Genomic DNA, 19,615 nt, shown 5'->3' with positions numbered 1-19,615 from the left:
GTTGTATTGAGTCTAGCCGAAAAGATGAAGTATGACAGGGAAGATAAACGGGGCGAGTAAGGATGTAATAATCCCACAGGTCATTAATGCTAAAGAACTATAAGCACCTTCAATATAATTAATTTCTGCACAACGAGCTGTTCCTAAAGCATGAGACGCTGTGCCCATAGCCAGTCCTCGTGAGGCATGTGTTCGAATACGTAAAGCATCGAACAATGAATGGCCAAACATAGCACCTAACATCCCAACAAAAATGACGCAAGCTGCACTAATCGCGGGAATACCACCAATAGAATCAGCAACAGCCATTGCAATAGGTGTTGTAACAGATTTTGGTAATACTGATGCCGCAATATCAGGTGTTGCACCTAACCATAAAGCAATGGCTGTACCAGTAAACATAGCGACTAAACTACCGGCTAAACATATGCTGAATAAAGATTTCCATTGGGCACGAATTTGATGCATTTGCTCATAAAGTGGAAATGCCAATGCAACAACAGCAGGTTGCAATAGGTCATTCAGAATTTTACTGCCCGCGAAATAGTGCTCATAGGGGGTATGAGTGAAAATCAGCAATGGCACAATAATCGCTATCGCAACTAATAATGGATTCAACAGTGGGAGTTTTAATTTAACCGATAAAAACCGTGCCAGATAAAAAACAGCGATCGTTAACGGTAGTGACCACCAAATATGCTCTAACATTTGCCATTCCCCTTATCTTGCTGATTATCTGTTGGTATTTTTGTTGGTTCTTCAGGGGGAAGGGGGACCTCATCTGGCTTTGCCCCAACGATTTGACGCTCTTTATGGATGTAGTGAGAACTAAAAGCTACCACCCCCATCACCACTAACGTACTGATAAAGCAGGCTACAAGAATGGGAACCAGTTGCTGACTTAATTGACTGTAGTAGTTCATGATGCCAATACCGATGGGTACGAACAGCAGTGTCATATTTTTTAGTAAAAGTGAGCAACCCGGTTGCGCCCAATGCGCAGGAATAATTTGTAAAGCGAGTAACACAAACAGTATTAACATACCGATGATGCTACCGGGAACAGAAAATGGCAGTAGTGTTGATAACAAGTTCCCAATGATTAGGCAGAGATAAAGTATGACAAAAGCACGTAAATACTGCCATCCGGTTATCAGCACTTGTTTTAATGACATGAGACCCGTCCTATTATGCTAAGTGCATTCATCATACAATTAACTTTATTATTGTGCTACAGATCACAGTTAAAAGGTGATAAAAAAAGCGGAGAATTCATCATTCTCCGCTTTTCGCTTAATAATTAACTCTTTCCAGAGTAGGTTGCGTTATTTTATTTTACTTGCATTCCTGGTTGAGCACCGCTATCAGGGCTAAGTAGGTAAATATCCTTCCCACCAGGACCCGCAGCCATCACCATACCTTCAGACATACCAAAGCGCATTTTTCGAGGTGCTAAGTTTGCCACCATGACCGTCAGTTTACCTTCTAATGCTTTCGGGTCAGGGTAGGCACTGCGAATACCAGAGAACACTTGACGCGTCTCGCCACCAATATCTAATTGTAGTTTCAATAGCTTATCAGAACCTTCAACAAAGTCAGCTTGCTTGATCAACGCAATGCGTAGATCAATTTTAGCAAAATCATCAAAGGAGATGGTTTCTTGAATTGGATCATCGGCAAGTGGACCCGTCAGGACTTTAGCGGGTTTAATACTTTCTTTAGAAGCTTCAACCATAGCATCAACCTTCGCCATTTCAATGCGGGTAAACAGCGCTTTAAAGGGTGCAACTTCATGGTCAGTCAATGGCTTTGCAATGGAATCCCATGCCAGATCAACATTGAGGAACGCTTCTGCGCGTTTTGCCAGTCCTGGTAGAATGGGTTTCAAATAAGTCATTAACACACGGAACAGATTGATACCCATTGAACAGATATCTTGTAGCTCTTGGTCTTTACCTTCTTGTTTTGCAACAACCCAAGGGGCTTTATCATCAACATAGCGGTTTGCAATATCTGCGAGTGCCATAATTTCACGCACGGCTTTACCGTATTCACGGCTTGTATAAGCCTCGCCAATAGTTTGGGCTGCATCAACAAATTGCTGATATAGTTCAGGGTCAGCCAATTTAGCTGACAGCTTCCCGCCAAAGCGCTTAGCAATAAAACCGGCATTACGTGAGGCAAGGTTAACGACTTTATTGACGATGTCACTGTTTACGCGTTGAACAAAGTCTTCTAAATTCAAGTCGATATCATCGATACGTGATGAAAGCTTGGCCGCGTAATAGTAACGTAGGCAATCGGCATCCAAATGATCAAGGTAAGAACGCGCGGTAATAAAGGTGCCGCGTGATTTAGACATTTTTGCCCCATTGACCGTCACGTAACCATGAACAAACAGGTTAGTTGGCTTACGATATTCGCTGCCTTCAAGCATTGCCGGCCAGAATAGGCTATGGAAATAAACGATATCTTTGCCGATAAAGTGATACAGATCGGTTTTTGAGTCTTTATTCCAAAACTCATCAAAATTGATATCAGCCCGTTTATCACATAGGTTTTTAAACGACCCCATATAACCGATAGGGGCGTCTAGCCAAACATAAAAATATTTGCCCGGCGCATCTGGGATTTCAAAACCAAAATATGGCGCATCCCGGGTGATATCCCACTGTTGCAGTCCTGACTCAAACCACTCTTGCATTTTATTCGCAACTTGCTCTTGCAGCGCGCCTGAGCGTGTCCACGCTTGCAGCATGTCGCTAAAGGCAGGCAAATCAAAGAAGAAGTGCTCGGTATCACGCATTTCAGGTGTTGCACCAGAGACAACGGAACGCGGATTAATCAGTTCTGTCGGACTATAAGTCGCACCACAGACTTCGCAGTTATCGCCATATTGATCTTCTGCTTTACAGGTTGGGCAGGTGCCTTTGACAAAACGATCAGGCAAGAACATGCCTTTTTCAGGATCGTAAAGCTGTGAAATAGTACGATTTTTAATAAAACCGTTATTTTTCAATTTACTGTAGATCAGCTCTGATAACTGTTTATTTTCTTCACTGTGTGTGGAGTGATAGTTATCGTAACTGATCGAAAAACCAGCAAAATCTTCCTGATGCTCTTGGTTCACTGCGGCAATCATATCTTCCGGAGAAACACCTAATTGCTGAGCTTTAAGCATGATTGGTGTGCCGTGTGCATCATCTGCACAAATAAAGTGAACCTCTTTGCCGCGCATTCGCTGATAACGGACCCAAATATCAGCCTGAATGTGCTCCAGAATATGACCGAGATGGATTGAACCGTTAGCATAGGGTAACGCACAGGTTACCAATAGTTTATTCGCGACTTGAGACATAGTAATGATCTTACTTCCGTAATTAAAAAGGGACTTTGATGTTACCCGATCACAACTTTCGCTGCTAGGGTAATAGGATATTAATTGTCAAATCAGACGAAAAAGGGTTTTTTTGCTGTTCAGTGGCTTTTAGTTAGGAAGGCGATCACTATTTTTGTGGTTCTCTGTTATGATGAACAGTAGTCAAAGTATACTCGTGATACTTCAAGTTGTAGCGTTACGTTGTGGAATGGGGATTAGCATATTCACACTAGTCTTAACACCTTCCATATGGCTAGCTTTTATTAGCCTGTTGTGAGCTGCACCTCGAATTATTTGGGGTATATCATAGTGTTAAAAATATAAAATAAAGGAGCCGGGATGAACGATAAATCCCCCGAGCAGAACAACCCAGAACTGCTGACTGAAAAAGTCTCCACTGTTTTGGCTTCATTTACACACCCAACACTGAAGCGCAATCTGATTTCTATCAAAGCATTACATCATTGCGCAATGTTGGATAATGTGTTGCATGTCGAACTCGTGATGCCATTCGTTTGGAAAGGGCCTTTTCAGGCACTGATCAGCGAAAAAACGGCAGAACTGAAACAAGTTACTGGCGCTCACGCAGTTGAATGGAAACTACGTCACGACATAACGACACTAAAACGTGCAAATGATTTAGCTGGCATTAATGGTGTGCGTAATATTTTGGCTGTGAGTTCTGGTAAAGGTGGGGTCGGTAAATCCAGTACCTCTGTCAACCTTGCGTTAGCACTAGCTCAAGAAGGGGCAAAAGTCGGTATTCTTGATGCGGATATTTATGGTCCATCGATCCCTAACATGCTGGGAACTACCATGGAACGTCCAACATCACCAGATGGCCAGCACATGGCACCGATTATGGCATATGGCCTCGCGACAAACTCAATCGGTTATTTGGTTACTGATGACAACGCAATGGTCTGGCGTGGCCCAATGGCAAGTAAAGCGTTGATGCAAATGTTGCAAGATACCTTATGGCCAGATTTAGATTATTTAGTTATCGATATGCCACCGGGTACGGGGGATATTCAGTTGACGCTGTCACAAAATATTCCGGTTACAGGTGCTGTGGTTGTGACAACGCCACAAGATATCGCGCTGGTGGATGCGATGAAAGGGATTGTGATGTTTAAGAAAGTGAATGTCCCTGTCCTTGGCATTGTGGAAAACATGAGCGCACATATCTGTAGCAATTGTGGGCATGTCGAGCCGATTTTTGGTACCGGTGGTGCAGAGAAACTTGCTGAGAAATATAACACTAAACTGTTAGGGCAAATTCCATTGCATATCTCACTGCGTGAAGACTTAGATCGTGGTCAACCAACGGTGATGCGTGACCCTGAAGGTGAATTTGCGGATATTTATCGAGAAATTGCGTCAAATATTTCGTCACTAATGTACTGGGAAGGGGATAAAATCCCAACTGAGATCTCATTCCGCGCAGTTTAATACTCTGCTTATTGTAAGGATCTATTTCAATTTAATGGGATAGATCCTTATTTTTCAGCTTACTAACACCGCTTCTTCCTGATTTAACTCATTTCGATTTTTCTGATTTATTATTTGGTTATTTCTCTATTTCATGAGGATAGCGTAGAATGCTGAATATATAATGTTTAATGAATACCTGTTAAGTTAGGGCATTAATATTGCATTTTTTTCCTATGGCGGATGCCTAAAAGGTGATTATGAAATTTTTAATTTTGATTGTCGTTTTAGTATTGATTGTTATTTACTTTTATAACCGTATTGTCGCCATGCGTGAAGCTGTTATATCGAGCGAAACTGAAATCTCAGTGCAATTAGATCGCCGTGGAAAAGTATTTGATAGTTTGCTGGCAACGGTCAAAAAATATTTAAGTCATGAGTCAGAGGTTTTCAGTAAAATTACTGAGCTGAGAACAAAAGCTCAAACCGCAACAGGTGCACAGGCGCGAGAAGCGGAAGATGCTTTATCAAAAATGGTGACCAGTGGTGCGATTAATGTTGCTGTAGAAGCCTATCCAGAGCTGAAATCAGACGCGATTATGGCCAATTTACAAGAGGAAATCGTTTCATCAGAGAATAAACTTTCGTTTGCGAAACGCGGTTATAATCGCGCATTGGAAAGCTACAAAGCGTATATTGCTTCAATGCCAGCAGCGCTTATCGTCGGCATTATTCCGAGTTTGAAAATCGATAAAGACTACTGGCGTCTTGATGAAGAAACGATTAAGAGTGAGGAAGCTCGCCGTATTAATTTTGATTAAAAACGACAATCGTTAATGATATTTGTTAGGGGGATGCCCCTAACAAATTATACAGAGTACTTGTTCATGGATTTTAGAAACATCATACGTAAAAATAATTTTCGTACGCGATTGGTGGTCATTAGTTATATATTTATTATGCTGATCGTCGGTTTATTAGCAGATACAGCGACGCACTCAGACGAGCGTATTGGATTTTTTGAAAATATGCTCATATTTGTGACTTTTGAAAAACTACCAGTAGCAACATTAATTATTTTAGGGCTTACCGTTTTAGGATTGGTATATATTCATTTTCGTGGCCATAAAATGATGTTAGCAGGTCTGAACGCAAAAGAAATTACAGCGCAAAATGCCAGCACTCCTGAAGAAAGACAACTGTATAATATTTTAGAAGAGCTCAGTTTAAGTGCTACTTTACGCTATGTGCCTCGCCTGTATATTTTAGACAGTGATGAGCCTAACGCATTTGCTGCCGGTTGGGGCGCTAAAAACGCTTTAGTCGGTGTCACTCGAGGTTTATTGCAAACACTCAATCGTCACGAAGTTCAAGCGGTGATGGCTCATGAAGTTGGGCATATTATTCATGGTGATTCTAAATTGACATTGTATGTTGGTATTTTAGCGAATGTGATCCTGACTATTACGAATATATTTAGCCAACTATTTATTCGGACGGCAGGGCGTAGCCGAAATAGTGCATCTAATAAAGCACAGCTAATTCTATTAGCTCTTAACTTTGTTTTACCGTGGATCACCCAAATTCTCTATTTTTATCTTTCGCGAACGCGTGAATATATGGCCGATGCAGCGGCTGTTGATTTAACCACCGATAATCAAGCTATGATCAGCGCACTGAAAAAAATTTCGGGTCAGCATGAAAAACAGCAATATGATAAGTCGGGTATTGGTGATGCATACCGTAGTGCAGCCTATATCTTTAATAAAGGTGATTCGATATTGTCGACGCATCCATCGATAGAAAATCGCATTGCAGCTTTAGAAGGCCGTAAAAAATTTTAGCGGGTTGAGTGATAACAATTTGGGGCACACTATTTTAGTCACATATTGACATACACTTTTTATGATGTTTCCCATTAATATTTGGTATTTTTTGAGTCTGTTTGTGTTGCGAAGCTGGAACCTCACGCCATTAACTCCTATAATTCCGGCAACCATAACTTTGTGAAGATAAAGTTAGGCATTTCATTTCAGATTTATTTAACCAGGTTATCATTTTATGACTGACATAGCGCATCAATGTACCATTGTAGGTATATCAGGAGCTTCTGCATCCGGAAAAAGCCTTATCGCAAGTACCTTATATAGAGAATTAAGGGAAAAGGTCGGTGATCATAATATCGGTGTTATACCAGAAGACTGTTACTATAAAGATCAAACAGATATACCAATGGAAGAGCGGTTAAAAGTCAATTACGACCACCCAAACTCCATGGACCATAGCCTGCTTTATCAACATCTTAAAGCATTAAAAAGCGGTAAATCTGTAGAAATTCCTCAATATGACTATGTCGCTCATACACGTAAAGAAACCAGCATTCACTTCAAACCTAAAAAAGTCATTATTATCGAGGGGATTTTACTGCTTACGGATAAACGTTTACGTGAAGAGATGGATTTTTCGATCTTTGTTGATACCCCGCTTGATATTTGCTTGATGAGACGGATAAAACGTGATGTAAATGAGAGAGGGAGAACATTAGATTCGGTTATTGAACAATATAATAAAACCGTGCGTCCTATGTTCTTACAGTTTATTGAGCCGTCGAAGCAGTATGCCGATATTATTGTGCCTCGTGGCGGTAAAAACCGTGTGGCAATTGATATCTTAAAAGCAAAAATCGGCGAATTTTGCCAAGACTAAACTTGGCTAGGCGACATGGCGATAAAAAATAATGAAGGGGGATATAATCATGCGTCTTTGTGACCGCGATATTATTCAATGGATGGATGAAGGAAAGTTAGTTATTAGCCCTCGTCCACCTATTGAACGGATCAATGGAGCAACAGCAGATGTGCGCCTAGGAAATCAATTTCGAGTTTTTCGAGGACATACCGCCGCTTTTATTGACCTAAGTGGCCCGAAAGATGAAGTAAATGCAGCGCTTGACCGTGTGATGAGCGATGAAATTATTCTCAATGATAATGAGCCATTTTTCCTTCACCCAGGAGAATTAGCACTTGCAGTCACTCTTGAGTCTGTTACCCTGCCTGATAACCTCGTAGGATGGTTAGATGGCCGTTCTTCATTGGCGCGATTAGGTTTAATGGTGCATGTGACAGCACATCGAATCGATCCCGGTTGGTGTGGGCAAATCGTGCTAGAGTTTTATAATTCAGGCAAACTACCACTTGCTTTGCGCCCTGGAATGGTGATTGGTGCGTTAAGTTTTGAGCCATTATCAGGCAGCGCAGATCGCCCCTATAATAGCCGACAAGATGCGAAATATAAAAATCAGCAAGGGGCGGTTGGTAGTCGTATCAGTGAGGACTGATAGTAATATGTATGACGGAATTATTGCTTATATGGGGTAATTCCGCATAGCGCAGGGATAGGTGTAGTGTGAGCCTTTTGTGTGGCGTAGCAGACATAATTTTAGTGAGGGAAGAATGAAACGATTTCTGACGACACTGGTCATTTTGCTAGTCGTGATTGTGGTTGGTCTAACCGCATTAGTGATGTTGGTTAACCCAAACGACTTTAGGCAATATCTTGTGGAAAAAGTTGAGAAAAAAAGCGGGTATCAAATTGACTTTAAAGGGGATATGCGTTGGCATGTTTGGCCAACACTGAGTATTATTACCGGCCCTGTTTCGATTACCGCTCCCAATGCCAGCCAACCTGTTTTAAGTGCGGAGAATATGCGCTTAGATGTGGAATTATGGCCGCTACTTTCTCATCATTTATCCGTCGAACAAATTGTTGTCGATGGTGCAGTGATTCGCCACACGCCTGAAAGCGAACCCCAAATGAATGCGAACTCACCTATTGCGCCTGCCGGTAACCAAAGAACACCAAATTCTCCAGAAAAAAATCAATGGTTATTAGATATCGAAAAAGTTGAAATATCAAACAGCTTGGTGATCTGGAAAACACAAAATGATGAGTACAATCTACGCAATATTGATCTTTCTTTAAAGAAAAGTGATAAGCGCAAAATCAGCGCTAAATTCAGCGGCAACTTAAATAAGAATCAACAAGAGCTACGTTTTGATGCGCGGGCAGAACTTGATCTTTCCCAACTATCACATCAAATTAATGGTCAATTAACTCAGTTTGATTATACTTTCACGGGGGTTGATTTACCTGAAGGTGGGATCACCGGACAACTGACCAGTGATTTTGCTTATATTAAAGATAATATTGCAACAGCGAGTTTACATAACATCGCGATTAAAGCCAATGACAGTGATTTAACGGGTCACGTTGAAGCAAAATTAGGGGTTATTCCAGATATTAATGTTCAGTTATCTTCTCAAACGTTAAATCTTGATAAATTAATTGGCGCACCAAATTCAAGTACAGCGGCTAATTCGTCTAATGAAACGAACCTTTCTACTCGCGTTGGCGTTAAACCGGTGATTTCTGGAAAAGAAACACAGAAATATGATTTATCTAACCTAAAATCATTTACTGGAAATATTAATTTAAATATTGAGAATTTAGTTTATCGTGGAATGGCTGTGAATGCGGTAAAATTTGCAGCACAAAACCAAGCGCCGCAATTAACCATTTCCCAATTAGAAGGTCAGGCCTTTAATGGCCAGTTTTCGCTTCCTGTGACTATTAATTACTCAAATATTCCAGCGCAAGTTACAGCGAAACCTAATATTCAAAATATTAATTTAACGCCATTGTTGAAAGCGTTTAATATGCCAGAAAAACTGAGTGGTATTGTGACAATCAATGCCGATTTATCGGGCCCAGGTTATGATGATTATGCGGTGAAAAATTTATGGCAAGGCCCGGTGAATTTCAGTTTACAAAATGCACGCTTAGCAGGATTAAATATTCCATTATTAATCCAACAATCTATTTCACGGGTGACCAATAAAATCAATGCACCTGTTAATACAGGTAATTATACTGAAGTAGAGCAGTTCACCGTTAATGGTCGCTTAAATAAAGGCACGATTAACATTGCATCCATGAATGCAACTTCTCCTTTAATTTCAATTACGGGGCAAGGATGGGCAAATGTGCCAGCAGAAACATTGGATGTGAACCTCGGTGTGCAAATTACGCAAGGTTGGGGCGGAGACTCTCGCTTTATTCAACAACTGCAATCAATGACAATACCGCTACGTATTTATGGCGGTTGGAGCAACTTACAATATCAACTTAATGTTGAAAGATTGCTACGTAATGAATTAAAGACACAAGCCAAAGAGGCATTAGGGAACTTTTTGAAGAAAGAGGAACAAAAAGGATTGAGTGATTTGCTGAATGCACTATAGCTTTTCTATTGATAAATGGCATCATAGGTCATGATGCCATTTATTGGGATAAAATGATTAGAGTAAACTACGAGGGGTGACGTATTTTGGCGTTGTGTTATCAAATTTTTTATTGGCTTCTTGAGTCGCTTTCGTATTTTTATAACCTTCTTTTGATTCAATCTTATTTTTATCTAAGCTCGCTGCATTTAATTTACTTTCAAATTTTGCAAGCGTTTCCCGTTTTTTAGAGTTTTGCTTATAGTTTACGCCATTGAGCCTTTCTTGATAGTTTGCTGTTTTAGCCTTCAGAGAATGAAGCGTGTTTGAAAATATTGTTAACTCTTTTTTATTATTTTCTCTCTCCATCGCTCCTCGTTCATGACCTATATTTTCTAATAATGTCTTCATTTTTTGCTGAATAGAGTTAACCTCTTTTTCTATTCCTTTTAATTCTTTAAGCTTAAAGATTCCACTATCAACTTTAGACGTGTTTTGCTGATTTAGAACTGGATTTGATTGAACATTATTGGCTGTACGTTTGATATTTCCAGTAATACCTGAGTTGTGAGCTGTTGTTTGTGGCTGTTGTAACTGTTGTGTGTAATTTAATGCTTTATGAGTGATTGACTGGACCATGTTAACCTCGAATAACCTTATTAAGTTATCCGAATTATTGAACAATCAAATGATTAATGCTTTTAAAAAACGCTGTTATTTTGGCGCTTCAAGTGACTTGTTATGGGAATACTTATCCGCACTATAAAAAAATACCGGCCAATTTGGCCGGTATTGTATGAATAAACAAAAATTATTCTTCTTCGTCTTCTTCCGGTACTTTCGGCGGAACAATGAGCACTTTACTAATACGGTGGTTTTTGATTTCAAGCGGCTGGAAAATGCAGCCATTGACTTCAATTTGTTCACCTTCTTCAGGTACTCGTTGTAGGTGTTCCATCAATAAGCCTGCAATGGTTTCATATTCGCGCTTTTCATCCAGTTCCATAGGAACAAATAGGATCAAATCTTCTAATGGCATAAAGCCGTTAGCAATCCAACTCCCATTTTCTAGCTTTTGAATATCATGACGTGAGTCATTTTCTTCTTCACCATCTGGTAAGTTACCGGCGATCGTTTCCATCACATCCGTTAAGGTGACAACACCCTCGACAGAGCCAAACTCGTCGACGACAAAAGCAAAGTGAGTCTGTGCTTTACGAAACTGCTCTAATGCTTTTAATAGCGAGAGACCCTCAGGGAAGATAAGAGGTTGAGTAATCAAAGCTCGTAAGTTCAGCGGCTGACCACTTAACTGCTGTTTGACTAAATCGAGCATGTGAACAACACCAACAGGCTCATCACTCACGGTTTCATCGATGACAACAAAACGTGAATGCGGATTTTTTTCCAGCAATTGCAGCAGCTCATTGGCAGACTTATTGACATCGAGATATTCCACATCATGACGTGATGTCATAATACTTTCGACATTACGTTGAGCCATACCTAAAACACGGGCGATCATCTGGCGCTCTTGAGGGTCAAAAACCGCTTGGTTGTCCGCGATTAAGTCTGAAGTGTGCGCATCTAGCTCCGCACGTTCGTGGTTACCACTTAGAATACGTAAAACGGCTTCAGCCGTACGTTCACGAAGTGGACGACTACCTTTGAGGAATTTGCGACGGTTAAATTGTGCAAACTGGTTTAAGACTTCAATCATAATAGAGAAGCCAATCGCAGCATACAGATAACCTTTTGGTATTGCGTAACCAAAGCCTTCAGCAACTAAACTAAAGCCGATCATCAGCAAGAAGCTGAGACATAAGATCACAATAGTTGGGTGATTGTTGACGAACGATGTTAGCGGCTTACTTGCCCATATCATAAGGATCATGGCAATAGTCACTGCTGCAACCATAACCCCAATATGGTCAACCATCCCAACGGCGGTAATGACTGAGTCAAGAGAGAATACCGCATCTAGGACGATAATTTGTGCAACAACAGCCCAGAAATTCGATGTTTTTCGTTGATTAGTGGTGTGCTCATCCCCCCCCTCTAATCGTTCGTTTAACTCCATTGTGGCTTTAAATAGCAAGAATAACCCACCCACCAACATGATGAGATCTCGGGCGCTAAATGGATGATCGAATAATGTTATTAAAGGCTTGGTGAGAGTGATTAGCCAAGACAAGCTAAATAGCAGAATAACTCGCATCACGAGAGCGAGCATGAGACCCGTCACACGAGCCCTATCACGCAATTTTTGCGGCAGTTTGTCTGCCAAAATGGCAATAAAGACGAGGTTATCAATACCAAGAACGATTTCTAGAACGATTAAGGTGGCAAGCCCCGCCCAAATCGAAGGATCTGCGATCCATTCCATACAGTTTGTTTTACCTTCTGATATGACGGCATATGCCGACTCGTGAATAATGCGGTTTGTTTCCCTAAATTTCAATAAAAATTGTCGCGTATGAGACGATAATCTACAAATAATATTCCGTTTGCGTCATCGATTGCATCAATAACTACCCAGCAGAACAAACCTGAGTTAACATGTGATCCTGTTAACAGAATTGCCAGCATAAAAATGGCTGGCTTAGGTCCTAATCAGACAGGAGTTTTTCATGTCAAAGCAACAGATTGGTGTTGTCGGTATGGCTGTCATGGGGCGCAATCTTGCCCTGAATATTGAAAGCCGTGGTTATTCCGTCTCTATTTTCAACCGTTCAAAAGATAAAACGGATGAAGTTATTGCCGAAAATCCAGGGAAAAAATTAGTTCCCAGCTACACGATTGAAGAGTTTGTCGACTCTCTGGAAAAACCACGCCGTATCCTGTTGATGGTGAAAGCGGGTGAAGCAACGGATAAAACGATTGCTGCATTGACTCCGCATCTAGACAAAGGTGATATCCTGATTGATGGCGGCAACACTCTGTATAAAGATACTATCCGTCGTAACCGTGAACTGTCTGAGCAAGGCTTTAACTTTATCGGTACAGGGGTTTCTGGTGGTGAAGAAGGCGCTCTAAAAGGCCCATCTATCATGCCTGGTGGTCAAAAAGAAGCTTATGAGCTGGTTGCACCAATTTTGAAAGAAATTGCCGCTAAAGCCGAAGGCGAGCCTTGCGTAACTTATATCGGTCCAGATGGTGCTGGTCACTATGTGAAAATGGTTCACAATGGTATCGAATACGGTGACATGCAGTTGATCGCTGAAGCATATTCATTGCTAAAAGGTTCTTTAAACCTGAGCAATGAAGAGTTGGCGGAAATTTTTGCTGATTGGAACCAAGGCGAACTTAGTAGCTATCTGATCGAAATCACTGCGGATATCTTCAAGAAAAAAGATGAAGATGGAAAATATTTGGTTGATGTGATTTTAGATGAAGCAGCGAATAAAGGTACAGGTAAATGGACAAGCCAAAGTTCATTGGATTTAGGTATCCCAGTAACGTTGATCACTGAATCTGTATTTGCACGTTATATCTCTTTCCTGAAAGACCAACGTGTTGCCGCATCTAAAGTACTAACAGGCCCAGTATTGAAGCCTGTTGAAGGCGATAAAAAACAATTTATTGAGAAAGTTCGTCGTGCACTCTACTTAGGTAAAATTGTTTCTTATGCCCAAGGCTTCCAACAACTGAAAGCCGCTTCAGATGAATACAATTGGGATCTGAACTACGGTGAAATTGCTAAAATTTTCCGCGCGGGTTGTATCATTCGTGCACAATTCTTGCAAAAAATCACTGATGCATACAATGATAATGCACAGATCGCTAACTTGCTGTTAGCGCCATACTTTAAGCAAATCGCTGATGAATATCAGCAAGCACTACGTGATGTGGTGTGCTATGGCGTACAAAACGGCATCCCAACACCGACCTTCTCTGCGGCAATTTCTTATTACGATAGCTACCGTTCAGCGGTATTGCCTGCAAACCTAATTCAAGCGCAACGTGATTACTTTGGTGCTCACACTTATAAGCGTACTGATAAAGAAGGTGTGTTCCATACCGAATGGATGGAATAATACGTTAAAATAACGTATTAAATTATTAAGGTGCTGGTTTTCCAGCACCTTTTTTATTTTTAAGTATAAAAATAGGGATGTACTATCAATACTTATTGGTCGTTTTTATCTTTATTATTGGATCGAGTATGGTTTTGATTGATGATACTGATAGAATCGAAAGCTTGTTTTTATTCTTAGGCCTCAGGTATTACTGTAAGCCTAGCTGATCATTTTATGATTATAAGTAAGAATTCTATTTATGCGAAAGTTCCTTGTCTTGCTGCTGTTACTTGTGCTGCTGAGTCCATTGGCAATTGATTTATATCTGCCAACAATTCCTACAATTGCGATTGCGTTAGGGGCGCCCGAGTCGCTGATCCAGTCTACTATTGCATTATTTATACTAATTTTTGGTATAGGGCAGTTAATTTCTGGCCCCTTGATCGACCGATATGGACGTAAGCCCATCGCGATTGTGGGCATCCTAATTTACATTGTCGGTTCAACTGTCGCAGCGTTATCAACAACCCCGGAAATTTTTATTGCCGCTAGGGTATTACAGGGGGTCGCTGTTTGTTGCACTGGTGTTGTGGCTTTTAGTGGTGTTCGTGATCGGATGAACGGCACGGAAGCTGCGCGTGCATTTGGTTTTTTAAATGGAACGCTCAATATCGTACCAGCATTAGCACCGCTTTTGGGGGGCTTTCTCGCTGAATATTGGGGATGGCGAGCCCCTTTTTGGTTTTTGGCTCTCTATGCGGTACTCATTTTAATTTTAGTCATCGCATTTTTGCCCGAAACTCGCCCGGCAAGTTTGCAAAATGTGAAGAAGTTGCAACTCAATCACTACCTGCATATCTTGCGTAACAAGCACTTTATTATTTTTGCATTGGTGAATGCAGGTAGTATGGGCATGGTCCTGACGTATGTTTCATTCGCACCGATTGTCTTAATGGGGGATGCAGGACTCACGCCACTAGAGTTTTCATTGGCGTTTGGTGCTAATGGTTTTTGGATTATGTTTGCGAGTTACATTGCTAACTATTATATCCCCAAAATTGGTCGCCCTAACTGTTTAAAAGCCGGCAGCCTATTTATGATAGCGGGGTGTTTAGGCTTGTTATTCGGTTTACTTGTCTTACCAACAGAGTTACAAAACCACTGGTTAGCTTATATGTTACCTGTAGCGTGTGCCTGTACAGGCCTTGCCTTTATGATGGGAACCGCAACGAGTTATGCTTTAGAACCTTTTGAAAAAGAGGCAGGAACGGCTTCGGCTTTAGTGGGTTTTATTCAAATGGCAGTAGGTGCAGCCCTGAGTTTATTGGCGATTAGCTCTCCCTTACCTGCAAATTGGGCATTAGCTATGTTAATGTTAGTAGGCGGAGTGATTGCGTTGGTTGCACGAAATACCAGCTTAAAATTAGCGCATTAAGTAGAGAAAAGATAGATGATAAATCCGTTATTAAAGCAGCCAAGGGTTGCTAAAGGTGATGTATTTTTGAGCGCGAATACATCACCATAGACAGCGTTCTATGGTAATAATAATTTTATAATTAGGATTGTTACCATGAATCAAAAACATTGGTCAAAATATCAACTTTTACACGAAGTTGTACAGAATCCGAATATCCATATCAAAGGACGTCATAGTTATTATAGTGACTGCTGGGATAATGGGTTTGAACAATCAGTAGTCCGCTATTTACAAGGGGATGAAGTCAGCCGTGATTGGCAATTACCTTGGGATGTCGATCAACTTTATATTGGCGATTATGTGTGTATTGGGGGAGAAGCCGTCATATTGATGGGGGGAAACCATACTCACAGAACAGATTGGTTTTGTTTATATCCATTTATTGAATATGTTAATGAAGCCTATGTTGGTAAAGGCGATACGGTTATTGGTGACGGAGCTTGGATTGGAATGCGGGCATTGATTATGCCAGGCATAAACATTGGTGAAGGCGCAGTTATCGCAGCAAATAGTGTTGTGGTGAAGGATGTCGAACCATACAGTATTGTGGGTGGCAATCCGGCTAAACGGATTAGCTATCGTTTTGCGCCTGATATCATTGCAGAACTTCTGGCATTAAAGATCTACGATTGGCCAGAAGCACAATTTAATGCCTTAAAGCCTTATTTGTGTAATTCAGATATAACAGCTTTGAAAATAGCCTTGGCTAAATATTTAAAATAAATAATACATAGGGAATGAGTTTATTATCATTCCCTTTTTGCATTTTATTTATCAGAATTATTTTTTGCCGGCTAAATAACCGAATATAAATCCGATACCAGCAGCGACAGTTGCTGCGGCAAGAGGATTACTTTTTACTGTATCCACAGCAGAATTGAGCGTGTCACAGCCTTGAGCTGCACATTTTCTGACAGTACCTTTTATTTGATGCTCAGCAGAACCCGTTGCTTCACCGTAGGCTTGTTCTGCTGTACCTGTTGCTTCTCTAGCTTTGCTTTCTGCTTTGTCGAATAAACTCATTATATTCTCCTTAAGAGTGAATAACAGTCACTATTAAGTGTAGCAGTCTTAAAAAATATGATACTTGATTTTACTTAAAAATAGGTACTTTTACTTTTATTCATCATCTCGAATAAAATCGACTAAAGTTGGATTAGCAATACGACGGTAATCTTCTGTATTCAAAATAACTGAGCGCTCAAGTGTTCCTGCATTAAAAGCCAGCTCTTCAAAACGAACAAATAAATAAGGATCAGCAATGAGTTTTAGAGATGGATGAAAACTAAAGGGCGGGATTGCACCAAAAACACATTGAGTTAATTCATCCACTTCTTTTGGGCTTGCTAATGAGGCGCGAGTGCCTCCGATGGCATGAGCGATCTTCGTTAAATCCGCTTGTTTATCAGCAGGAAGGATAGCAAGGACATGTTGACGAATACCATTTCCTTTAACGTGGCAAACTAAGCCTTTAGCACCTTGACCTAATTGTGTGCCACGTATTTTTGCCACTTCTTCTGATTTACCTGCCGTTGGATGTTCCATCACGCGGTATCGCGCATTCTGTTTATCAAGTAATTGGGTTAATTGAATAAAAATAGGGCTTTCTGACACGACGGTTCCTTTTTTATAAAAATAAACAGTTGAGATAGTAGCAAAATTAGATAACAAGCTAAATACCATGGATATGATATGAAAATTGGAAGAAATAATGGGAGCTAGGCAACGCAATAAGAGAGTTTTTAAGTTAATAGCGAACTCATTGTCTAAATCGCATGTTGATTAAAATAGGCTTTTACGTGAATTGGTTGACTCAGTTATCTAAGTCGCCACTTATAGGTAAGAGAATAGAGAGGATTTGGTCGACGATCAAGTATCAGCGCATTTTGTTATATTGGGTAGCCCACCTTAAGCAGGCTACCGCATTATTATTGATGGCGTTCTTTCAGACGTTTGATAATGGTGCTTAAATCAAGATCTTGGTCCTGTAAGAGTACCAGCAGGTGGTACATTAGATCGGCGGCTTCATTCGTTAGCTCAGCACGATCATTGACTGTGGCTGCAAGTGCCGTTTCAACGCCTTCTTCGCCAACTTTTTGAGCGATACGTTTAGTACCACTTGCATATAGACGCGCCGTATATGAGCTTTCCGGATCAGCACACTTACGTGATTTTAATAAGGTTTCCAGCTCAAATAAGAATCCCCAATCACTTTGAGCGGGAGCAAAACAGCTCTCCGTACCATTGTGGCAAGTTGGTCCAACCGGTTGCACTAGGGCGAGTAGCGTATCACTATCACAATCAGGATAGATATCGACTAAATTAAGATAGTTGCCCGATGTTTCGCCTTTAGTCCATAAGCGCTGTTTGGTTCGTGAATAAAAGGTTACCTTACGGCTATCTAATGTGGCTTGCAACGCTTCTGGGTTCATATAACCTAACATTAATACATCACCAGAAGTTGCGTGTTGCACAACCACGGGCATTAATCCATCCACTTTTTGCCAAGCAAGTTGGCGACATTGTTCTGTGGTTAACATACTCTTATTTGAACTCCATTTTCTGCAAGGTATTGCTTTAATTCACCAATATTGATGATTTGCTTGTGGAAGACGGATGCGGCGAGGGCACCATCAACCTTTGCTTCAGTAAAAGCATCTAAGAAATGTACCATTTCACCAGCACCACCAGAGGCGATTAATGGCACTTGGCAGACATCACGGACTTTTTTCAGTTGGATTAAATCATAGCCTTGGCGTACACCGTCTTGGTTCATCATATTTAAGACAATTTCACCGGCACCTCGTTGTTGAACTTCAGTGACCCAATCGAGGGTTTTCCAGCGTGTTTGGGTGGTCCGTTTTTCATCCCCTGTAAATTGATAAACGAGGTAGTCACCCGTTTCATGGTCAAACCAGGTATCGATACCGACGACAATGCATTGTACGCCAAAACGATCAGCAAGGCGGCTAATTAGTGTTGGATCCGATAGCGCTGGTGAGTTAATGGATATTTTATCAGCGCCAAATGATAAAATTTGCGCCGCGTCTTCAACACTTTTGATACCACCCGCAACGCAAAATGGAATATCAATGACTTCTGCAACTTTTGATACCCAACTCTTATCGACCACTCTTCCATCAGATGATGCTGTAATATCGTAAAATACCAGTTCATCAGCACCTTCTTGGGCATAGCGCTGTGCCAGTGGAACGATATCACCAATAATCTCATGATGACGAAATTGAACCCCTTTTACTACTTGTCCATCCCGAACATCCAAACAAGGAATTATGCGTTTTGCCAACATGCGATTGCCTCCGCGACTGTGAATTTGCCTTCGAGTAGGGCACGACCAACAATCACCCCCGCGGCGCCTGACCCTGGAATAGCAGCGATATCCGCCAAAGAGCCAATACCACCAGATGCTTGAAATGCAATAGCTGGATATTTTTGGCTAATTTCTTGGTATAAATTGACATTTGAACCTGCCAATGTGCCATCTTTAGAAATATCCGTGCATAAAACGTGCTTTAACCCATAAGGTTGATACATTTCAATGGCTTGTTCTAATGAAAGATTAGAGTTTTCTTGCCAACCACTGATGGCAATCTCTTTTATACCTTGTTGGTTAATTCGCACATCAAGGGCGAGTACGATGGCTTCTCCACCATAACGTTCGAACCAGGTTTTAACTAATTCAGGCTGTTTCACCGCGGTTGAACCAATAACCACCCGTGTAGCCCCTGCATCTAAAAGTGCTTTTACATCCTCTTCTGTGCGGATCCCGCCACCGACTTGAACGGGTACAGACACTCCAGCTAACAGTTTTTTAAGGAGGGGAATTTGGCGTTTTTGTGGATCTTTTGCTCCAGTTAAATCAACTAAGTGTAATAATTTTGCGCCTTCTTGTTGGTATTGTTGTAAGCGTGGCAGGGGATCACTGCCGTAAGCGGTTTGCTTGGCATAATCGCCTTGATGTAAACGAACAACATTACCATCAATAAGATCTAAAGCAGGAATGATCATC

The 19,615-nt window shown here is 41.0% G+C and carries 19 protein-coding genes; 9 read left to right on the top strand and 10 right to left on the bottom strand.

Annotation, left to right across the window (positions count from 1 at the left end; translation table 11 throughout):
- Nucleotides 1-12 precede the first annotated feature (12 nt).
- The 3 genes from G3341_RS14590 to metG all read right to left on the bottom strand — a co-directional run bounded on the left by G3341_RS14590 (nt 13) and on the right by metG (nt 3,358).
- A complete protein-coding gene (locus G3341_RS14590) occupies nt 13-708 on the bottom strand; it encodes a CidB/LrgB family autolysis modulator (protein WP_154624493.1) in 696 nt (231 codons plus the stop codon).
- On the bottom strand, nt 702-1,175 hold the full coding sequence (locus G3341_RS14585) for a CidA/LrgA family protein (RefSeq protein WP_163862695.1): 474 nt from the start codon (nt 1,173-1,175) through the stop codon (nt 702-704). Before G3341_RS14585 ends, G3341_RS14590 begins: the two co-directional genes overlap by 7 nt.
- Nucleotides 1,176-1,330: 155 nt before the next feature.
- Nucleotides 1,331-3,358 (bottom strand): methionine--tRNA ligase, encoded by a 2,028-nt coding sequence (metG, locus tag G3341_RS14580; RefSeq protein ID WP_163862693.1) that lies wholly within the window; start codon nt 3,356-3,358, stop codon nt 1,331-1,333.
- A 360-nt stretch (nt 3,359-3,718) separates the two neighbouring features.
- On the opposite strand from metG, the gene apbC reads away from it, so the two are divergent.
- The 6 genes from apbC to asmA all read left to right on the top strand — a co-directional run bounded on the left by apbC (nt 3,719) and on the right by asmA (nt 10,110).
- On the top strand, nt 3,719-4,831 hold the full coding sequence (apbC, locus tag G3341_RS14575) for an iron-sulfur cluster carrier protein ApbC (protein WP_154624490.1): 1,113 nt from the start codon (nt 3,719-3,721) through the stop codon (nt 4,829-4,831).
- A 239-nt stretch (nt 4,832-5,070) separates the two neighbouring features.
- A complete protein-coding gene (locus G3341_RS14570) occupies nt 5,071-5,631 on the top strand; it encodes a LemA family protein (RefSeq protein ID WP_154624489.1) in 561 nt (186 codons plus the stop codon).
- Between the two features lie 66 nt (nt 5,632-5,697).
- A complete protein-coding gene (gene htpX / locus G3341_RS14565; RefSeq protein ID WP_163862687.1) occupies nt 5,698-6,654 on the top strand; it encodes a zinc metalloprotease HtpX in 957 nt (318 codons plus the stop codon).
- A gap of 217 nt (nt 6,655-6,871) precedes the next feature.
- Nucleotides 6,872-7,516 (top strand): uridine kinase, encoded by a 645-nt coding sequence (gene udk / locus G3341_RS14560; protein ID WP_154624486.1) that lies wholly within the window; start codon nt 6,872-6,874, stop codon nt 7,514-7,516.
- A 49-nt stretch (nt 7,517-7,565) separates the two neighbouring features.
- Nucleotides 7,566-8,147, top strand: coding sequence for a dCTP deaminase (gene dcd, locus G3341_RS14555; RefSeq protein ID WP_154624485.1), 582 nt, complete (start codon nt 7,566-7,568; stop codon nt 8,145-8,147).
- A gap of 115 nt (nt 8,148-8,262) precedes the next feature.
- Nucleotides 8,263-10,110 (top strand): outer membrane assembly protein AsmA, encoded by a 1,848-nt coding sequence (gene asmA, locus G3341_RS14550; protein ID WP_163862686.1) that lies wholly within the window; start codon nt 8,263-8,265, stop codon nt 10,108-10,110.
- A gap of 57 nt (nt 10,111-10,167) precedes the next feature.
- On the opposite strand, the gene G3341_RS14545 is transcribed toward asmA, so the two are convergent.
- The gene (locus tag G3341_RS14545) at nt 10,168-10,728 is read right to left on the bottom strand and encodes a hypothetical protein (protein ID WP_154624484.1); all 561 of its coding nucleotides are present in this window, start codon (nt 10,726-10,728) and stop codon (nt 10,168-10,170) included.
- Nucleotides 10,729-10,900: 172 nt separating this feature from the next.
- Nucleotides 10,901-12,475: a TerC family protein gene (locus tag G3341_RS14540; RefSeq protein ID WP_154624482.1), complete on the bottom strand. Its 1,575-nt coding sequence runs from the start codon at nt 12,473-12,475 to the stop codon at nt 10,901-10,903.
- Nucleotides 12,476-12,719: 244 nt separating this feature from the next.
- On the opposite strand from G3341_RS14540, the gene gndA reads away from it, so the two are divergent.
- From gndA to G3341_RS14525, 3 genes are all read left to right on the top strand, one after another.
- On the top strand, nt 12,720-14,126 hold the full coding sequence (gene gndA / locus G3341_RS14535; RefSeq protein ID WP_154624480.1) for an NADP-dependent phosphogluconate dehydrogenase: 1,407 nt from the start codon (nt 12,720-12,722) through the stop codon (nt 14,124-14,126).
- Between the two features lie 241 nt (nt 14,127-14,367).
- Nucleotides 14,368-15,543, top strand: a complete 1,176-nt coding sequence (locus tag G3341_RS14530; protein ID WP_163862684.1) for a multidrug effflux MFS transporter — start codon at nt 14,368-14,370, stop codon at nt 15,541-15,543.
- A gap of 135 nt (nt 15,544-15,678) precedes the next feature.
- A complete protein-coding gene (locus tag G3341_RS14525; RefSeq protein WP_154624478.1) occupies nt 15,679-16,308 on the top strand; it encodes a CatB-related O-acetyltransferase in 630 nt (209 codons plus the stop codon).
- A 57-nt stretch (nt 16,309-16,365) separates the two neighbouring features.
- On the opposite strand, the gene G3341_RS14520 is transcribed toward G3341_RS14525, so the two are convergent.
- The 5 genes from G3341_RS14520 to hisA all read right to left on the bottom strand — a co-directional run bounded on the left by G3341_RS14520 (nt 16,366) and on the right by hisA (nt 19,614).
- On the bottom strand, nt 16,366-16,608 hold the full coding sequence (locus tag G3341_RS14520) for a DUF883 C-terminal domain-containing protein (RefSeq protein WP_154624477.1): 243 nt from the start codon (nt 16,606-16,608) through the stop codon (nt 16,366-16,368).
- A gap of 96 nt (nt 16,609-16,704) precedes the next feature.
- Nucleotides 16,705-17,130: a YbaK/prolyl-tRNA synthetase associated domain-containing protein gene (locus G3341_RS14515; protein ID WP_230085899.1), complete on the bottom strand. Its 426-nt coding sequence runs from the start codon at nt 17,128-17,130 to the stop codon at nt 16,705-16,707.
- Between the two features lie 383 nt (nt 17,131-17,513).
- The gene (gene hisIE, locus G3341_RS14510) at nt 17,514-18,125 is read right to left on the bottom strand and encodes a bifunctional phosphoribosyl-AMP cyclohydrolase/phosphoribosyl-ATP diphosphatase HisIE (RefSeq protein ID WP_154624475.1); all 612 of its coding nucleotides are present in this window, start codon (nt 18,123-18,125) and stop codon (nt 17,514-17,516) included.
- Complete coding sequence (gene hisF, locus G3341_RS14505; protein ID WP_154624473.1) at nt 18,119-18,895, bottom strand: imidazole glycerol phosphate synthase subunit HisF; 777 nt, start codon at nt 18,893-18,895, stop codon at nt 18,119-18,121. The genes hisIE and hisF overlap by 7 nt, the downstream gene beginning before the upstream one ends.
- A complete protein-coding gene (gene hisA / locus G3341_RS14500) occupies nt 18,877-19,614 on the bottom strand; it encodes a 1-(5-phosphoribosyl)-5-[(5-phosphoribosylamino)methylideneamino]imidazole-4-carboxamide isomerase (protein WP_154624472.1) in 738 nt (245 codons plus the stop codon). Before hisA ends, hisF begins: the two co-directional genes overlap by 19 nt.
- Between the last annotated feature and the right edge of the window lies 1 nt (nt 19,615).

This window comes from Providencia vermicola, from assembly GCF_010748935.1.
Lineage (GTDB): Bacteria > Pseudomonadota > Gammaproteobacteria > Enterobacterales > Enterobacteriaceae > Providencia > Providencia zhejiangensis.
This window is presented reverse-complemented; position numbering and strand designations above follow the sequence as displayed.

What these genes read in the sequence shown, in the direction of transcription:
- G3341_RS14590 (WP_154624493.1), bottom strand. Translation starts at nt 708, where the DNA reads ATGTTAGAGCATATTTGGTGGTCACTACCGTTAACGATCGCTGTTTTT.
- G3341_RS14585 (WP_163862695.1), bottom strand. Translation starts at nt 1,175, where the DNA reads ATGTCATTAAAACAAGTGCTGATAACCGGATGGCAGTATTTACGTGCT.
- metG (WP_163862693.1), bottom strand. Translation starts at nt 3,358, where the DNA reads ATGTCTCAAGTCGCGAATAAACTATTGGTAACCTGTGCGTTACCCTAT.
- apbC (WP_154624490.1), top strand. Translation starts at nt 3,719, where the DNA reads ATGAACGATAAATCCCCCGAGCAGAACAACCCAGAACTGCTGACTGAA.
- G3341_RS14570 (WP_154624489.1), top strand. Translation starts at nt 5,071, where the DNA reads ATGAAATTTTTAATTTTGATTGTCGTTTTAGTATTGATTGTTATTTAC.
- htpX (WP_163862687.1), top strand. Translation starts at nt 5,698, where the DNA reads ATGGATTTTAGAAACATCATACGTAAAAATAATTTTCGTACGCGATTG.
- udk (WP_154624486.1), top strand. Translation starts at nt 6,872, where the DNA reads ATGACTGACATAGCGCATCAATGTACCATTGTAGGTATATCAGGAGCT.
- dcd (WP_154624485.1), top strand. Translation starts at nt 7,566, where the DNA reads ATGCGTCTTTGTGACCGCGATATTATTCAATGGATGGATGAAGGAAAG.
- asmA (WP_163862686.1), top strand. Translation starts at nt 8,263, where the DNA reads ATGAAACGATTTCTGACGACACTGGTCATTTTGCTAGTCGTGATTGTG.
- G3341_RS14545 (WP_154624484.1), bottom strand. Translation starts at nt 10,728, where the DNA reads ATGGTCCAGTCAATCACTCATAAAGCATTAAATTACACACAACAGTTA.
- G3341_RS14540 (WP_154624482.1), bottom strand. Translation starts at nt 12,475, where the DNA reads ATGGAATGGATCGCAGATCCTTCGATTTGGGCGGGGCTTGCCACCTTA.
- gndA (WP_154624480.1), top strand. Translation starts at nt 12,720, where the DNA reads ATGTCAAAGCAACAGATTGGTGTTGTCGGTATGGCTGTCATGGGGCGC.
- G3341_RS14530 (WP_163862684.1), top strand. Translation starts at nt 14,368, where the DNA reads ATGCGAAAGTTCCTTGTCTTGCTGCTGTTACTTGTGCTGCTGAGTCCA.
- G3341_RS14525 (WP_154624478.1), top strand. Translation starts at nt 15,679, where the DNA reads ATGAATCAAAAACATTGGTCAAAATATCAACTTTTACACGAAGTTGTA.
- G3341_RS14520 (WP_154624477.1), bottom strand. Translation starts at nt 16,608, where the DNA reads ATGAGTTTATTCGACAAAGCAGAAAGCAAAGCTAGAGAAGCAACAGGT.
- G3341_RS14515 (WP_230085899.1), bottom strand. Translation starts at nt 17,130, where the DNA reads ATGGAACATCCAACGGCAGGTAAATCAGAAGAAGTGGCAAAAATACGT.
- hisIE (WP_154624475.1), bottom strand. Translation starts at nt 18,125, where the DNA reads ATGTTAACCACAGAACAATGTCGCCAACTTGCTTGGCAAAAAGTGGAT.
- hisF (WP_154624473.1), bottom strand. Translation starts at nt 18,895, where the DNA reads ATGTTGGCAAAACGCATAATTCCTTGTTTGGATGTTCGGGATGGACAA.
- hisA (WP_154624472.1), bottom strand. Translation starts at nt 19,614, where the DNA reads ATGATCATTCCTGCTTTAGATCTTATTGATGGTAATGTTGTTCGTTTA.